Origin of the sequence: Vibrio sp. YIC-376, assembly GCF_052353105.1 — a bacterium.
Lineage (GTDB): Bacteria > Pseudomonadota > Gammaproteobacteria > Enterobacterales > Vibrionaceae > Vibrio.
Genome location: NZ_JBBWFK010000001.1, coordinates 780,495 through 797,385, shown reverse-complemented (window position 1 = coordinate 797,385; position 16,891 = coordinate 780,495). Strand labels below are relative to the sequence as shown.

The window sequence follows — 16,891 nt, the reverse complement described above, 5'->3', positions numbered from 1 at the left end:
TCATTTCTCCGAACTTACAACATATAAAATGTGAGCACTTGAAGGTAAAACATGAACAGGTGCATAGCCAATCCTGTTAGGTTGTTCTTTCATCCATGTTAATAAGGCATCTATGCTAGGTTCCTCAATCACTTTTGGCGGACGAGCTTTTCCTGAGAAAGATAAACCAGCCCAATGCGCATTCATCTGGGCGAGGTTTTTATTGAGCAGGTATCGGTAAAACTCCGTCCGTTCAGTGGATGTCTCTGGCCAATCTGAAAGCTCAACTCGCGCACCTTGTAACAGCCGAGTTTTACCTCGGTAGAGCTTTCTTGCTTTATTAATATTCAACGTTTCAAACTTACTATTTAGTGAAAAAATAGCGTAGCGTTCTGCTGCATTTAACGCGTGGTTAAACGGTAGAAGATAACCTATAACCAATATGCTTGCAGTAAGCATCCGTATAGAGAGAGGGCTATTGTGAAGAGATCTACTGACCATGGGCAGCTTGCCTAAATCATATTTTCGATCTGATGCAGTAGTTTTTCTTTTTTCACAGGTTTGGGTATATACGCATCCATCCCTGAGTCAAAGCAGCGCTGAATATCATCATCTACTACGCTAGCGGTTAAAGCGATAATTGGTGTTTTTTCTAGACCTTTACTCATTTCATAGGCACGAATTTTTCTCGTTGCTTCAAAGCCATCCATGACTGGCATCATGCAATCCATCAATATGATGTCGAAGTCCGTATCACGTTGAAACATCTCTACAGCGATCTGGCCGTTTTCCGCTATTTCATATTGATATCCCGCTTTATCTAAAAGTAGTGATGCGACTTTCTGATTTACCCGATTGTCCTCGACAAGCAAAATTCGTTCAGCTCGTATCGCGATAGGATCAACTGATGGCCTTATAATAGGTTGTGGTTCTGAGCCTGATTTTTGGGATGCATTTATTTTCAATGAGTGCACTTCATTGAGAGGATCTGTTTGAAAGCGTAACCCAAGTGCTTTATCTAATTTTGCTTTCAGTAAATCGGCTTTGAATGGTTTTGGAATGCAATCGTTCATTCCCACCTCGAAACACTTCTGAATATCGTCATCGACCACACTGGCGGTCAAGGCTATGATTGGGATACGAAAAGCACGTTGCTCACTCTCTTCAATTTGTCGAATTATCTTCGTGGCTTCAAATCCATCCATCACTGGCATCATGCAGTCCATCAAGATTAATCGATATCGGTTCTTTTTAAACATCTCGATAGCTTCGGCTCCATTTTCTGCACAATCAAAGCTATATCCTGCTTTTGTTACATGTAAGCCAGCGATCTTTTGATTTACGGTGTTGTCATCCACAATCAATATATTATGCAAGGTAGGTGATTGGTGGGAGGTTGTGTGAATTTCACCTTGCGTCGAGAAGCTGGCTTCACACAGATTTAGAGCTTTTAGAAAGCGCTGTCCCAACAGAGGTTGTGTAACAATGGCACTAACGTTTTTCCCAAAATCAAATTGCTTACTATGCATGTGCTTGATCAGGCAAACACGTATATTTTTGTTTTCAAAACTACGCATATAATCGGATGTCGCAATTGCCGCATTAGGTTCGGTTTCGACATATATAATGATGATGTTTTCTTTATCATTAATCCATGTAGGCAATTCTCTGAGATTATTTACCGATTCGCGGACATCAACGTGGTAAACGTTCAACTCATTGCGTAGTTTGTTTTCCATTTCATAGTTATCGCAAACGAGCCAAATCTGATTTTGGTTCAGCGTATGATGTGGATTAAAGTTTTGCTGAGAAACAGGGACGGTTAAATGAAAGTAAAAACGACTTCCGTGTCCTTTTTTCGATTTTAGTTTTATATGCCCTCCCATCAGTTCTACAAGCTGAGTGCTAATTGCTAGCCCAAGCCCAGTTCCACCAAACTGTCGTGTTGTCGAATTGTCTTCTTGAGCAAAGGGAGCGAAGATACTTTTCTGTTGTTGTTCATTAATACCGATGCCAGAATCTTCGACAGAAAACTCAATGACTGCGGTAGCCTCAGTGAGTGCATGTGTAAAAACGCTGAGCTCGACATAGCCTTTCTCAGTAAACTTCACGGCGTTTGACATAAAATTCATGATGATTTGGTGTAGTCGATGATCATCAACCACGATGTGATAAGGTGTATTGGGGCTGATGTTCACCTTGATATCAATGCCTTTTTCTTTTGCTTTTGGACACACGATGGATGCAATGTCGTAAATCGACTCCCGAACACAGCTCGAATTAGGGCTAATCATTAGCATGCCGGACTCAATTTTAGAAAAGTCCAATACGTCATTGATAAGGCTTAACAACAGCTGTGATGATGTTTCTATCGTGTCGACATAGTCACGCTGGACGGCGGTGAGAGGGGTGTCCGACAGAACTTCTGAAATGCCGATAACACCATTTAACGGCGTACGAATCTCGTGGGACATGTTAGCCAGAAAGCTGCTCTTCGCTTTACTCGCTTCAATCGCTTCATCTTTGGCTCTTTCGGCATCTTCTTTTGCTTGAGTCAGCTTCTGTTTTGTTTGCTCTCGTTCATAACTCAGCTTGTCGACTTCCTGAGCAAATTTGCTAAGTTCATCTTTACCTTTAATCAGCCCTGACAAAGGGGAGTCTGCAACGTAACTTTCGTGGCTCAGGAACTCTAAAACTAAATCTAAGTTTCCCGTGACTTTACGCATTAATCGTATCGTTAGGCTGATGACCAAGACCGTAATTAACATTACTGCAGCGATAAATATCAATCGATGTTGAGTAGTGTCTGAAATGGACTCACTAATTCTTGTTTGCAGCTGTAGTACGATGTGTTTGTCTATATCGTGAATGAGCGTCATTCGTTTGTTTAGTGCAGATAGACCTAAAGAGATTTGTTGTGGTGTCAGGGCTTGCAGCTCTTGTGGCTGAAGTAAACTGGTGCGGAATTCTTGGCTGATTCTAAATACGTCGTCACTAAAGGTGTCGATAAGCAAATCGACTTGTTGGCGGTTGGCATTGAGAGCGACAAAACGTTCGATCAAGAGTTGTTGATTTTGCACAAGTGACTGAATATCGTCTCGGATAACCGTATCGTAGTACTGTTTTTTTTCAATAGACTCAATGAGGTACTGACTAAGTCTGTGCTCTTTAGTTGACCAATATATAAGCCACTCCAGATGCAGTATCGACGAGAGGTCATTATTGGTTTCATGGCTGATATTACTAAAGTAGATTTGATCCAGGCTTAAGAGGATTTGTTGGTATATATCTGAACGCCATTCGATCGCCTCTGACTGCTCTTCGCCATCAGAGGCTAAGTACAAGGAAACACTGGCTTCTTCAAAGCTTGTTAATAGATTCAATATCTCCGGATCGTTTCCGAAGATTGCAGAATTCCGGTGTTTAAGCTCTCGAACCAGCCGATGTGTTTCCTCTGATTTATCGCTGATCTCTTGCATGTTGGGAAGATTATAGAGTTGGGATACGAGGTCTATGTAGTCAGTAAACACCTGAGCTCTATGAAGATCCTTTGCTTGTGTTGAAAGGCGGTGTACGTGTTGACCTGCCAAAATAAGCAGCAACATAATTGGCAAAAGTACTAAGCCAAATAGTTTTTGCTTAACAGACAGGTTATCCCAGGAAAATATTCCTACCACAGTACACTTCCATATTCAAAACGGTTGATATGCAAAGTGTAGTTTATCTATCTCAACTGGTTTGCTTTCGGACAAAACTCTAACTTTCAAGAGAAAGGAAGTGTGACTTAACTTTCAAAATGCTTTTCTAGTTCAAAAGGTTCCGTTATTAGGATCACTCGTCAATATACAAAGCATCGTGATCAGAGTTGTTCTAACTGTTTTTGATATCTTTGTTCGAGTGATTCGTTCCCAGCGGCACGTTCGAGTTCAAACATTAGTTGTAGAGCGGGTTTATTTACTCCATACATCTGGTTAAACCGCATGAGTCTTATTCTGGCATCGGTGTATTCACCTGCGTCAATTTCTAGTTTAGCGAGTTGCAAAATCGATTTTGGTCTGTGTGGGTCGTGATCGATAGCTCTTGTGAAGTAATACTTTGCTTTGTCTGTATCTTTTGATTTCAAAGCACAAAATGCAGCATTTTCGAAACTAGCAGGAATCAAATAGTAGTACGGCTGTTCAATGGCTCGGTTGAACATCTTGTCAGCTTGTTGGAACTGGCCGCGTTTGCATAAGAAAGTCCCGTAGTTGTTTAGGACGTTACCATTTTTGGTATGTTGGCGTAATGAGCGCTTGTACATATCCTCCGCTTTTGAATCTTCACCGACGGTTTCGTAATAGTGCGCCATGGAAAGTTGAGCTCGATAATATTGAGGGGCATGAGTAAGAGCTTGTTGTAAATTATCATGGGCACGAATAGTGCTGCCACTCTCCAGATAGCCAAGACCTAACGCGATTCGTGACTCTGCCATAGCGACTGGGTCAGCTTTAACGACCGGGCCTCCATCTTTTTTTACAGTGACGCAGCCAACCACTGAATATTGAGCCACCAAAAGAAGTATACCAAGCTTAACCGTTTTCATTTCTCGTCCCTACATACCTGAATCTCACCGAATGATATGAATTACGTGACAAAAGCCTATTGATGAGAAATTACTATGCGATCAGGTTTGCAAACTAGTACGAAAAAGCCGCCGTATGGCGGCTTGGTTCACAAAGTTAAGTCATTGAATTAATCATCTTTAGTGAAGGCGTCTTCACTGAAATGATCAAGATCGTATGGTGTTTGTTGGTAAACACAGTAGTTCAGCCAGTTGGCAAACAACAAATGGCCATGGCTTCTCCAGCTCGCTACTGGTGGATTATCCGGGTTGTTATTCGGATAGTAGTTTACCGGAATCGCTGGCTCCATACCTTCGCCTAAATCTCGGATATATTCATTATGAAGAGTGTGGGAGTCATACTCAGGGTGACCTGTCACAAACACGTTTCGCTTATCTTTGGTTGTAGCCAAGTAAACACCAGCGATGTCGGAAGTCGCTAAAATATCTAAATCGGTATGCTCTTCCAGAAAATGCTGTGAAAAGTCAGCATAACGTGAGTGAGGAGCTAAAAATGTGTCATCGAACCCACGTAATATCGGGTGGTATTGGTTATGGATCTGATGATGATAAACGCCAGACAATTTTTCTTTACGAGTTTTCTTCGGCAAATCGTAAAGCAATTTTAAACCTGCTTGAGCTGCCCAACACACATACAGTGTAGAGGTTACATGGTCTTTGGCCCATTCCATTATCGTTTTAAGGTGGTCCCAATACAGCACATCTTCAAATTGCACTAGGCCGAGTGGGGCACCTGTGATGATCAAACCATCAAAATTCTTGCCTCTTACCATCTCAAATTGGCGGTAGAAGTTATCTAAGTGCTCTGTTGGTGTGTTTTTACTTGGACGATCATCAATTCGCAGTAATTCAACATTAACTTGAAGAGGACTGTTAGAAAGTAAACGCAAAAACTGGGTTTCAGTTTCAATCTTCTTAGGCATTAAATTCAGAATCAGTACTCGCAAAGGACGTATTTCCTGACTTGCCGCACGAGTCTCTGTCATTACAAAGATGTTCTCTGTCCTTAGTATGTCAGTTGCAGGTAATTGATCTGGAATTCTAATTGGCACGACTTTCTCTCCCTAATCTCAGTCATCTAGACGTCTATACATCTAAAGCTAACTCAAATCGAATTAGATGTCGATACGAAATGTGACTTTAAATAAGTTTAATCCTTACTCATTCATGTGGGCAATAAATGCGTTGATTACATTATCATCAAGAATGTCATTGGTGCTTTCTAATTGTGACTAGATAAGTATTTCTGATGAGACGTGATTGAAATGACACCTACAGCATTTGATGGTTAATATGCTAACGAGTTAATATTGGTGGATTAATGGGCAAGCCATGATAGAGGACACTATGTTCAGTATTTTTAAGCGAAAAACGGATATCCAGAGCATCGCTCACGAAGTTCCCAGCCGGCTGTTAAGTTTGTTTGGCGATAAAAACACTTACGCGCCCAAGGAGGTTGATATCGCGTTACAGCAACTTGGATACGACAAACAGAGAGACATTGATCATCACCACTACGCTTATGGCATGTTTGTCAACGAATCCAGTTATCAGCAGCTAGGCTTGACCGATGAGTTAGGTACCTATAACCATTTTCAGCGCGAAGTAGGTAAGATGTTACTCAATACACCAGAGCGTATCGATATGCATATCTACTTTGCGATTTCACAGCAATATCAAAAGAACGGTAATAATACGCTTCACTAAGCCAGTTAACGCCGTGGCGACAGTCTGTCACGGCATTTCATAAACATCCCACACGAACGAACTAATCCGCCTCGGATTCAACCGTTGACCTTGAGTCTCCCTTGTTCATTACCAATCCGCTCAGTAGGAAGGAGAAAAGGAAGGGATGTTGTAACAATACGCCAAATGGCGGCACAAGGAAATTATCTTATTTGCTGAAGGTGATAGCGGTTCTGTTCGTCACCATTTTCCTAGCAGTCGTATTTTTGGCTAGGAAAAGTCAATTTATTCAAAAGATTATGAAAGTGATTGGATTAATCACTCTAATCAATGTTATCGTGCCTCCTCATCTTTATTCGTTTTTACCTATTCTTCCTCAACCTGTAATGGTTTTACTGTGTAGTGTGTCGAAGAACCATAACATACGCACGCTGTAATTTTTGCCATAAGCTCAATCAGTGATAGATGTAGATGCAATTATCATCGATTTTTTAATCACTTATAGATGGGCACATCTGACGATACTTTCATGATCAAACAAAAAAAGCCTAAATTTAAGGTTCATTTCCTGTTGCCTCGTTACTGGGGAACGTTATTTATAATAGTGCTGATGTACTTACTCAGTCTTCTTCCTTTCAAAGTTCAATTAGTTTTAGGACGCAGTATAGGTCGTTTGGCAATGCGAATTGTGAAAAAGCGTCAAGTTACTATAAGACGAAACCTTGAGCTCTGTTTTCCATCCATGGCTGAGAATGAACGAGACGCGATTTTAAACGCTAATATCGAAAACTCAGGAATTGCGCTGTTTGAGACGGCAATGGCATGGTTTTGGTCTGATAAGAGAGTCAATCGACACGTAACGATAAAAGGAATGGAACACATCGAAGCGCTAGAAAAGGATGGTAAAGGTGTCTTAATGCTGGCCGTTCACTCTATGAACTTAGAGTTAGGCGCACGTGCGTTTGGCATTAAAAAGTCCGGGTCGGGTGTTTATCGACCTAATAACAATCCATGTTTTGATTACTTTCAATATAAGGGGCGTTCTCGTTCAAATCGCACGTTGATCGATCGCAAAAACGTCAGGGGTATGCTGGAAACCCTGAACTCAGGACATCGAGTTTGGTATGCACCAGACCATGATTATGGAACCAGAAGGTCGACATTCGCTCCTTTATTTGCAGTTAAAAATGCATGTACAACAACAGGGACCAGTTTACTTGTCGATTCGACGGATTGTGCCATCGTACCATTTACTATGGTAAGAGAAGACAATGGTCAATACACATTAACAATCCGGGAGCCTGTAGATGGTTTTCCTAAAAATGACCCTGAGAATGCGGCAATTTTTATCAATAAAATTGTTGAGGAATCGATTATGGCTAGCCCTAGTCAATATATGTGGTTGCATCGTCGTTTTAAAACGAGACCACAGGGTGAAGAGTGTTTGTACAATCCTCAGCTAATCCCGGCAATTGTTTAGTACTCAATTCTGTATTCATAACATCAAGTTTAAGCTGTATGAATTGGCCCCAATAGTGAGATAACCAACTATTGGGGGCATTTTATCAGGTAAATAAAGCGACTACTGGGCTGCGCTCTCTACCTGTACTGCTGATTGCAGAGATGATGGTAGAGGATTCGAGTCTCTGGTTGTCAGTACAATCTCTTGATTCGCTTTAACGGTACGAGAAAGCAGAGTGTTGTCAGAGCTGTCGCCTACATTAATGCGGAAAGATGCACCCTTGTCTACCACCCAGCTTGTCTCACTTGGTACAAAGTAAGCGAAGGAGCGGGCATTCAGAGGTAACGTCACTTCCTTACTCTCGCCAGATTCAAGATAGATCTTGCTGAAGCCTTTTAATTCGTAATCTGGACGATCCACACTTGGGTTAATTGGTTCAACATATAACTGAGGTACTGCGTAACCGCCTTTTTCACCAGAGTTCGTAACCGTAAAGGTGACATACATTTCTTCTTCGCTTACTGTCGTTGTGCTTAACGAAATATCAGAAAAATCAAAGTCAGTGTATGACAGCCCGTAACCAAACGGATATAACGGTTTTCTGTTTGATTTCGCGTAACCACGGTAGCCGGAGTACAGGCCTTCGCTATATTCCATCGTGGTTTTTGCATTCTCGCCAACGTAATCGTCTGGGTTCGAGTAGGATGCATAACTTGGGTTGTATTCCAGTTTACTGTCCAGACTGATAGGTAGTTTACCTGATGGGTTAACATCGCCATACAGGATCTCACCCAGGGCTTGACCACCGAATTGTCCGCTGTACCAAGCATGCAGGATTGCTGGCGCTTTGTTTGCCCATGGCAGCATGTTCATTCCGCCACCACCATGCATTACGACAATCGTATTTGCGTTTTGATTGATGACGTTTTTCAGCATGGTGTCTTGTTGATCTGGTAGATCAAAGTACGGGTCAAGACTTTCACCTTCGTATTCGTAATTGCGTCCAACCACAGCGACGACTGCATCGTAGTCTGAAAGGTCAGATGGCGCAGCGAGTGATGCCCAGCTTAGTTGAATACCATTGAGTCCACCTAACACAGATAAGAAGCTTTGCTCACGGCTGTATTCTAGTTTAACTGAATACAGTTCACCGGCCTTCAAACGTTTGGTTTCTATCGTTTTAGGGATTGCATTCACCAGGTCAGAAGCTCTAGGTTCACCGTTACTTTCTAGAATCAGTTGGTCATCTAGGTAAAGTTTAAATGGACCATCAGCACGTACTTTTAGGACATGTTTGCCAGAAATCGTAGGACGAATTTGACCGGTAATTCGTGTTGAGAATGCTCCAATTGTTGGGCTGATATCATCAAGGTCTCGTGAGCCATCAATTGCATCTGATGGGATAGAAGAGCAATCTAAGCCGTCTCCATGGCCATTTGTACACGGGTTGCTGACTTCGTTCGTCGAGTCTGCCCAGTTAAAGTTGACGCCCAGTTCTTCGAGAGTCAGGTAAGGTGTGCCACTTAGCTCTGTGTTGCTGAAATATTCAGCTGTCACACCCACGGCACATTCTTCGCTGTCTGCTTCACAGTCAGGCTGTACAAACACTGATGCGCTTGGCGTTAGTGACATACTGTCGATGAAGGTGACGTTGTTTTCACTATTGTTCAATTGCTGTAGACCGCTAAGCTCAGTCACGTAATCTGAATCAGGCACTGACCAACCAGTTCCCAGCGGTGAGCTCGGTGCGTGTAGAGCAGCATCACCGATGACAGCAATTCGGCTAGATTTGCTCAATGGTAGTAGTGCGCCCGTGCTACGGGATCCTTCGTTTTTAAGAAGAACAATACCTTCGCGAGCCGTGTCTAGCGCAGCTTGCTGACCGATTTCTGGGTATTGCATATCAGTTGCTTCAAAGGTTCCTTCATCAAAGCCGTAACGAATGTATGCACGCAATAGGCGTTTCACTTTGTCATCAATAACGTCTTGTGTAAGCATCCCGTTTTCAGCATAAGGTTTAAGCGTTTCTTCATTGAATTTCAAACCTGATGGCATATCGAGGTCGGTACCTGCCCAAGCACCTTCGAAAGCGTTAACGATCGAGTTGAAATCAGACAGAACAAAGCCTTGGTAGCCCCATTCGCCTTTTAAAATGTCGGTGATGATTTCGTGGTTTTCACAGGCGTAATCACCATTTACTTTGTTGAATCCACACATGATGGATGCGATATCGGCGTTCTTCACTAAGGATTCAAAAGGTGGCAGGTACAGCTCGCGCAGAGTTCGGTCGTCAACGATAACATTCAGGTAGTGACGGTTCGCATCCTGTTCATTCGCCACCAAGTGCTTGGCTCCTGCTTGTACACCCTGAGACTGAATAGCATTAGTAATTGCCGGTCCCATTACTGAACACAGAAATGGGTCTTCACCACAAATTGACTCGGCTGCTCGTCCGTTAAGAGGGGTACGATATACGTTGGTCACGGGAGACAGAATTTGTTCACCACCGGCGCTACGAGTCTCGTAGCCTAAAGCGGTGCCGACCTGTTTAGCTCGATTTAGGTTCCATGTCGCTGCCAGTAAGGTTTGCGAAGGATAGCTCGCGCCGAATATTTTTCCGTTTACATAAAGGCCAAGTGACGAGTCGTTTGCAACAGTGCCTTCGATGCCGAAACGATCGATATAATTAATCATATGACCATCGTTCGGGGATAGAAAATCGTATTTTTCTGACTCAGTCATATTGTCCAGAATAGAACTGACCTGAGCTTCAACTTCTAGCCATGTTTTCCCATTGTAGTCTGCAAACGCAATAGTTGGGGTAGCCAATAATCCGATAGAGATTAATGGCAGATAATTTTTCATTTTCATTTCTTTCTCACTTAATTCATTTTTATTTATTATTTATACTGAGTGAGTCATCTTTTTTAATCTCAGTGGTTAATAAATTATTTTCGGATTCTATTGTGTCTTCTTTTATATAATTACTGGCATAAGTAATATTGTCTTTTTGCTCTTCATATTTCGCTCTTGCCTCAGAACCATTATTAACGACATTGTCCTGTGCTTGGGCTCCATATGATAGAGAAAGAAGTAACGTTACTGCGATATACCTCAATTGTTTATTGTTAATATTCATAATTTCCTGCAGATATTCAATGTTAATAGTCATTGTGTCTGAACATGCTGATCATCCTCTGGTGAGATCTGAGACACGGAATAAGCTAAAATCTACACGTTAAAATGAGATTTTCATCACATAAAATGGATAAAATGGGTGAATGTCACGTAAGAAATTTCTGTTATGTCTATATGACATTTCCTTGACAAATTGATCCGAAAAGTTTGTACAGCTTTAACTGCGTTTTCTTGGTTATTAATTAGAAACCGGTTGCAGAGTCTCTGTTTCATTGAACTTTCTTGTTTATGTATGAGATCTTTGGCCAAAGAATGAAATTATTTGTATAAAATTTTATTTTAATAAGTATATAGTGGAATAGTAATTAATTTAAATTTAGTTAATTTTCTAAAATGAAATAATTGTTACTGATATGTTTTTCTATATATAAAACATTGAACTTTGTTACTATGGACTATTTTACATATAAAAAAATAAAAACAAACAGGTCAAATTAAAACGGAATGACTATTATCTTTACCACGCTTCTGTCGTAGCACAGATAAAATGTAACTTTTCTTAAAGCGGATAACGTCATGATGTGATGTCCGATAGCCTCACACCTTTAAATAAGTAGCCCTAGACACAGGGAGGTAGAGTTCGTTCACTGATCAAAACAGTGACTGGATCGACATTCAGACTTGATAACAATAAGCATCCAGTGAAATGTTTTAATATTTAGTCGCTATGAATTGATATTCATCAACTCGTTATAGCACGCGATACTCCACTATACCCACAAAGTAGTAAGGTTGGAGTAGGTGATGGATGTAGGAAAGCGTAACTTTTTACGTAATATTGTGAGACATGCGCGAGAATCTACCTCTGTTCCTCGTACTGTGCCTCGTCCACCTACCGCACTGGAAGAGAAAGACTTTATTCAGTCATGTACAGGTTGCGGCGAGTGTGTTTCTGCGTGTCCTAATGGCATTATCATTGTACGAGACCAACTGGCTGAGCTTGATCTGGAACTTAGCTATTGTTCCCACTGCCATGAGTGTAATCGGGTATGTCCAACATCAGCCCTGTCGCATTCTGTCAGTGATTGTTCGCTTCGTCCTGCAATCACCTCTAGCTGTAATCCTCACACTGCTTTTTACTGTGCTGAATGTCAGTACGGTTGCCCGGTTAGTGCAATAACCATCCATAAAAATAATAAACCAAGTATCGATCTGGACCTTTGTAATGGCTGTAATTCATGTCAGTACCATTGTCCGGTCAGCGCTATAACAACTTCAATTAAAAATTAACCGAAAATGTAACCGGTTACTTGTAATGGAAAGAGCAATGAAAAACAAAAACTTACTAAATAGTGAGTTGTCTCGACGGGGCTTTATGAAGGCTTCGGCGACGACTGCTACCGCCGCTGCTTTAACCTCTGGATTAACGCTACCGTTTTCTTCTGTTGCTGACGCAGCGACTTCTACTATTAGTGGAGAAGAGCAAGTTAAATGGAGCGCTTGTCTGGTGAACTGTGGTAGTCGTTGTCCACTTAAAGTGCACGTCAAAGATGACCATATCGTCAGAATCAATACTGAAGATGGTATTGATGACTCAGTATTTGGCCAACACCAAATCCGCCCTTGTTTACGTGGTCGTTCTAACCGCTACAAAACCTATAACCCTGATCGCTTGAAGTACCCAATGAAACGTATTGGTAAGCGTGGTGAAGGTAAGTTCAAACGTATTAGCTGGGATGAAGCAACCACTATCATTGCAGATAAGTTGAAACACACCATTGATACCTATGGTAATGAAGCCATTTATTATCAATACGGGTCAGGTTCCACTGGTGCTAATCTTCATGGACGTAGCGCATGTAAGCGGTTACTAAATATTCTTGGTGGTTATTTAGAGCAACACAATACGTATTCAACCGCTCAGATTGGTCGTGTTGAACCGTTCGTGTACGGTGAGGCTCAGGGTAGCTATATGGCTCAGATCAAGCACTCTGACCTGGTGGTTATGTTCTGCCAAAACATCGCTGAAACCCGCATGTCTGGTGGTGGTCAGGTTCAGGAATTGTACCGCGCACTAGAAGAAAGCCAGGCGAAAGTTATCATTATTGACCCTCGTCGTACCGACTCTGTAGTTGGCCTGAATGCGGAATGGTTACCAATTCGTCCGGGTACTGATGCGGCATTGGTTGCTGCAATTGGCCACACGTTGATTAAAGAAGGTTTGGCAGACGATGAGTTCATCAATAAATATGCTGTTGGTTGGGACGAATCGACACTACCTGAATCTGCAGAAGAAAACGCATCTTACAAATCTTACATCTTAGGCTTGGGTGCAGATAAAACTGAGAAAACAGCGGAGTGGGCTGCATCAATCACTGGTATTTCTGCAAAACGTATTAAGCAGCTTGCGCGCGAACTTGTAAGTGCAAAAGCAGCGTGGATTTCACAAGGTTGGGGTTTACAACGCACCATGAACGGCGAGCAGGCTTCTCGCTCAATTATGATGCTGCCAGTGATGACTAAACAGTTTGGTCGCCAGGGCACCAACAGTGGTAACTGGGGTTACAGTTCAAAATATCCGACGGTAGGTCTTGATATTCCAAACCCGGTGAAAACGTCGATTCCATGTTTCTTGTGGACCAAAGCTATCGACGATCATGAAAATATGACGGCGAAAAATAGCTATGTAAAAGGTAAAGATCGTTTAGAGACGGGCGTTAAGTTCCTGTGGAGCTACTCAAGTGGCGTGACCATGAACCAGCACTCTGACCTTAACCGTACGCATGAGATTCTGTCTGATGAATCTAAGTGTGAGTTTATTATGGTCTGGGATAATCACATGACCAGCTCAGCTCGCTATGCAGATATCTTGCTTCCTGACGTTTCCTGGCTAGAAACAACCGATTTAGTGAATAACTCCTATGCGACAGGTCCGTACCACTACCTGATCCGCATGCAACCGACGATTACACCACTATGGGAAAACCGTCATAACTATGATGTGCTAGCGGAAATCGCTCATAAATTAGGTGTTGGTGAGACGTTTACCGAGGGAAGAACTATCGACCAGTGGGTTGAGCATTGTTACAACGAAATCCGTAGTACGAAACGCCCTAATCTGCCTGAGTTCAGCAAAACTGCCAATATGGGCATTATTGACCGTGAGTTGGCGGATATTGAGTCTCACATCGCGCTTAAAGAGTTCAGAGAAGATCCTGAAGCTCATAAGCTTCCAACACCGTCTGGAAAGATTGAGATTTACTCTGAACAGCTAGCAATCCTTGATAAAGAGTGGGAACTACCGGAAGGGGACCGAATTCCTGCCGTAGCCGAATATATGCCTTCAAGAGAAGGTTTGGGTGATGTTGAGCGCATGAAACAGTTCCCGCTGCAAATGACAGGTTTCCACACTAAACGTCGTACTCACTCCACATATCACAGTGTCGCGGTACTGCGCGAAGCTATACCAGATGAGGTGTGGATGAACCCAATGGATGCAAGCGAACGTGGACTGAATCATGGCGACATGACGATTATCTTCAATGACCGTGGACAAGTACAGATGCCGGTTAAAGTAACCGATCGCATTATGCCGGGGGTAGTCGCTGTACCTCAGGGTGCGTGGCATCAGACGAACCGAAATGGGGTAGATATTGGTGGCTGTATTAACTCATTGACCACTCAACACCCTTCGCCATTAGCGAAAGGTAACCCTCAGCATTCGAACCTTGTCGAAATTAAACGTGCATAAAGAATTAGGATAAAGTTATGACTCAATATGGTTTTTATGTCGACTCGTCTAAATGCACGGGTTGTAAAACATGTCAGGTTAGCTGCAAAGACCGAAATCAGCTAGATGTTGGTCCTAAGCTACGCCGCATTTACGAATACGGCGGCGGTTCCTGGGTAAAAAATGCGGATGGTACATTCGATCAGGACGTATTTAACTACTACCTATCAATCAGTTGTAACCACTGTGATAATCCAACGTGTGTGGAAGGTTGTCCAAGTGGCGCAATGCATAAACGCGCTGAAGATGGTCTCGTCGTTGTGAATCAGGATGTGTGTATCGGTTGTCGTTACTGTGAAATGCGTTGTCCGTATGGTGCTCCACAGTACGACGAAGAGAAGAAAGTCATGGCTAAATGCGATGGCTGTTATGAGTACGTTTCTCGTGGTGAAAAGCCTATTTGTGTCGCGTCATGCCCGCAACGAGCTTTAGATTTCGATGAAATTGAAACTCTGCGTGTGAAATACGGTACACAAGCAGAAATCGCTCCATTACCCAAAGCACACCTGACTCAGCCGAATCTGGTTGTGAAAGCACATGCTAGTGCTCGCCAGTCTGGTGATGCGTCTGGCTCAATTCTTAATCCAGAGGAGGTCTAATCATGAAAGAACTTCCATTAGTCTTCTTTACAGTATTGGCTCAAGCATCGGCGGGTGCCTTTATTTTGATGCAGATCTGCGCATTAATGAAGAAAATCGACCAGAAGCAGGCAACTAAGATAGCAATGATCTCTTTGGTTATGGTGGTGGTTGCCGGGGTTTCAGCACTAACGCACCTTGGTCAGCCATTTAGAGCGATGAATGCGCTGTTCGGCTTAGGGCGTTCACCAATGAGTAATGAGATCATCACCTGTGGTCTGTTTGGTGGATTGGTATTCTTATATGCGGTTGGTAACCTGAAGAAAATGATCCCGGAAGCGACGGTTAATATCATTGGCTACTTGAGTGCTATTGCCGGCGTTGCTCTGATCATACTTATCCCAAATGTTTATCAATTGGAGACTATTCCGGCGTGGAACACTGGATTTACCTCGTTGCAAATGGTACTGACTGCAGTTATTTGTGGTGGTGCGATTCTGACGGCGGTAAATGTGGGTGGTAAAGCGTGGTTATTAACTGCATTGGCGACAGTGTTATTGTTTGCTTTAACTCCGGGCTATTTCTCGTTCCTATCGCAAGCAAACGTTGAGTTGCACCAGCAAGATATGCTGTTCTGGGGTGCTAAATACGCGCTACTTGCGCTGGGCGTTTTAATTTTGGTCGCTGCTGCATTCATGACGAAAGGCGCTCAAAATGCTCGTTTGGCGGCACTCGCATCTGTGTTGATCGTGGTTGGTGAAATTGCGGGTCGAATTGGTTTCTATGACCTTTGGGCAATTGGTATGTAATAGAGTAGAGCGACATTTACTACTATTGCAAAACAAGGTGCTGGGAGAAATCTCAGCACCACACTCATCAACAAATAGGCGAGCCAGATGAATCCTCTTATTTTTGTATTTCAATTGCTTGGGCAGAATTTATACACCTGTCCGAGTGTTGAAAATGAGCAAATTCGCGATACCTTAAAACAACTCCCTGATCTGCTTAACTGGCCAGATAAAGATAAAATCAGTCAACAAATCGCATCCTTGCCTGAGTTGGAAATTGACGAACTTGAGTATCAATATTCAGTACTGTTTGAAGGCCAGGGCGAAATGCCATGCCCACCATGGGGCTCGGTATATCTGGATAAAGACAATATTGTATTTGGCGAATCTACCACTTATTACCGTGCTTTTTTACGTCAGCATGGGTTGGAAATTAAAGGTGATTACAGAGAGCCAGAAGATCAATTTGGTTTAATGCTGTTGGCACTCAGTCAGTTGTTGGAGAGCGAAAATTCTGAAGCTGGGATGGAGCTAATCACGGAGCATCTTATGCCTTGGGGTGAGCGCTATCTGGAGTTATTGGCGAATAACAACCTCAGTGAATACTACGCTTTACTCGCTAAGGTAACTAAAGAATTGTTCGATGTATTGCAAAGTGAATTTCAATATTCTGTTACTTCAAAACCACTCTATTTCTGAACTTCTTCATAAGAACAGATGGGGCCACAATGCGTGACCTGTATCTGTTCTTTTTATCTCATTTACATTCCAGACGATTAGAAAACTATTCTCGGGCATCACTGTCGGTTGTGGCCTTAAATCTCGCTTGGTAGGGGTAGACTTCTAAAG

13 protein-coding genes are annotated in these 16,891 nt (G+C 42.6%); 7 read left to right on the top strand and 6 right to left on the bottom strand.

Annotated features, from left to right (window positions below; all coding sequences use genetic code 11):
- From WJM94_RS03550 to metA, 4 genes are all read right to left on the bottom strand, one after another.
- Window positions 1-438 carry a hypothetical protein gene (locus WJM94_RS03550; protein WP_444493001.1) on the bottom strand — a complete coding sequence of 146 codons (438 nt, stop codon included), beginning with the start codon at window positions 436-438 and terminating at the stop codon, window positions 1-3.
- 53 nt (window positions 439-491) lie between these two features.
- Window positions 492-3,656 carry a response regulator gene (locus WJM94_RS03545; RefSeq protein ID WP_444492852.1) on the bottom strand — a complete coding sequence of 1,055 codons (3,165 nt, stop codon included), beginning with the start codon at window positions 3,654-3,656 and terminating at the stop codon, window positions 492-494.
- A 182-nt stretch (window positions 3,657-3,838) separates the two neighbouring features.
- A complete protein-coding gene (pilW, locus tag WJM94_RS03540; RefSeq protein WP_444492851.1) occupies window positions 3,839-4,561 on the bottom strand; it encodes a type IV pilus biogenesis/stability protein PilW in 723 nt (240 codons plus the stop codon).
- A 149-nt stretch (window positions 4,562-4,710) separates the two neighbouring features.
- Window positions 4,711-5,652, bottom strand: coding sequence for a homoserine O-succinyltransferase MetA (gene metA / locus WJM94_RS03535; RefSeq protein ID WP_444492850.1), 942 nt, complete (start codon window positions 5,650-5,652; stop codon window positions 4,711-4,713).
- Window positions 5,653-5,947: 295 nt separating this feature from the next.
- Here metA and WJM94_RS03530 point away from each other — a divergent pair, with 295 nt between their 5' ends.
- The gene (locus WJM94_RS03530) at window positions 5,948-6,307 is read left to right on the top strand and encodes a hypothetical protein (protein ID WP_444492849.1); all 360 of its coding nucleotides are present in this window, start codon (window positions 5,948-5,950) and stop codon (window positions 6,305-6,307) included.
- 508 nt (window positions 6,308-6,815) lie between these two features.
- On the top strand, window positions 6,816-7,766 hold the full coding sequence (locus tag WJM94_RS03525; protein WP_444492848.1) for an LpxL/LpxP family Kdo(2)-lipid IV(A) lauroyl/palmitoleoyl acyltransferase: 951 nt from the start codon (window positions 6,816-6,818) through the stop codon (window positions 7,764-7,766).
- A 102-nt stretch (window positions 7,767-7,868) separates the two neighbouring features.
- Here WJM94_RS03525 and WJM94_RS03520 read toward each other — a convergent pair whose 3' ends face one another.
- Both WJM94_RS03520 and WJM94_RS03515 read right to left on the bottom strand, forming a co-directional pair.
- Window positions 7,869-10,613, bottom strand: coding sequence for a glycoside hydrolase family 3 protein (locus WJM94_RS03520; RefSeq protein WP_444492847.1), 2,745 nt, complete (start codon window positions 10,611-10,613; stop codon window positions 7,869-7,871).
- Window positions 10,614-10,641: 28 nt separating this feature from the next.
- Window positions 10,642-10,887 carry a hypothetical protein gene (locus tag WJM94_RS03515; protein WP_444492846.1) on the bottom strand — a complete coding sequence of 82 codons (246 nt, stop codon included), beginning with the start codon at window positions 10,885-10,887 and terminating at the stop codon, window positions 10,642-10,644.
- An 803-nt stretch (window positions 10,888-11,690) separates the two neighbouring features.
- Between WJM94_RS03515 and napF the strand changes: the two genes are divergently transcribed.
- From napF to WJM94_RS03490, 5 genes are all read left to right on the top strand, one after another.
- Window positions 11,691-12,176 carry a ferredoxin-type protein NapF gene (napF, locus tag WJM94_RS03510; RefSeq protein WP_444492845.1) on the top strand — a complete coding sequence of 162 codons (486 nt, stop codon included), beginning with the start codon at window positions 11,691-11,693 and terminating at the stop codon, window positions 12,174-12,176.
- A 37-nt stretch (window positions 12,177-12,213) separates the two neighbouring features.
- Complete coding sequence (locus WJM94_RS03505; protein WP_444492844.1) at window positions 12,214-14,637, top strand: DMSO/selenate family reductase complex A subunit; 2,424 nt, start codon at window positions 12,214-12,216, stop codon at window positions 14,635-14,637.
- Between the two features lie 17 nt (window positions 14,638-14,654).
- Complete coding sequence (locus tag WJM94_RS03500; protein ID WP_444492843.1) at window positions 14,655-15,275, top strand: DMSO/selenate family reductase complex B subunit; 621 nt, start codon at window positions 14,655-14,657, stop codon at window positions 15,273-15,275.
- A 2-nt stretch (window positions 15,276-15,277) separates the two neighbouring features.
- Window positions 15,278-16,063 carry a dimethyl sulfoxide reductase anchor subunit family protein gene (locus WJM94_RS03495; RefSeq protein ID WP_444492842.1) on the top strand — a complete coding sequence of 262 codons (786 nt, stop codon included), beginning with the start codon at window positions 15,278-15,280 and terminating at the stop codon, window positions 16,061-16,063.
- Window positions 16,064-16,150: 87 nt separating this feature from the next.
- A complete protein-coding gene (locus WJM94_RS03490) occupies window positions 16,151-16,741 on the top strand; it encodes a molecular chaperone TorD family protein (protein WP_444492841.1) in 591 nt (196 codons plus the stop codon).
- Window positions 16,742-16,891 lie beyond the last annotated feature (150 nt).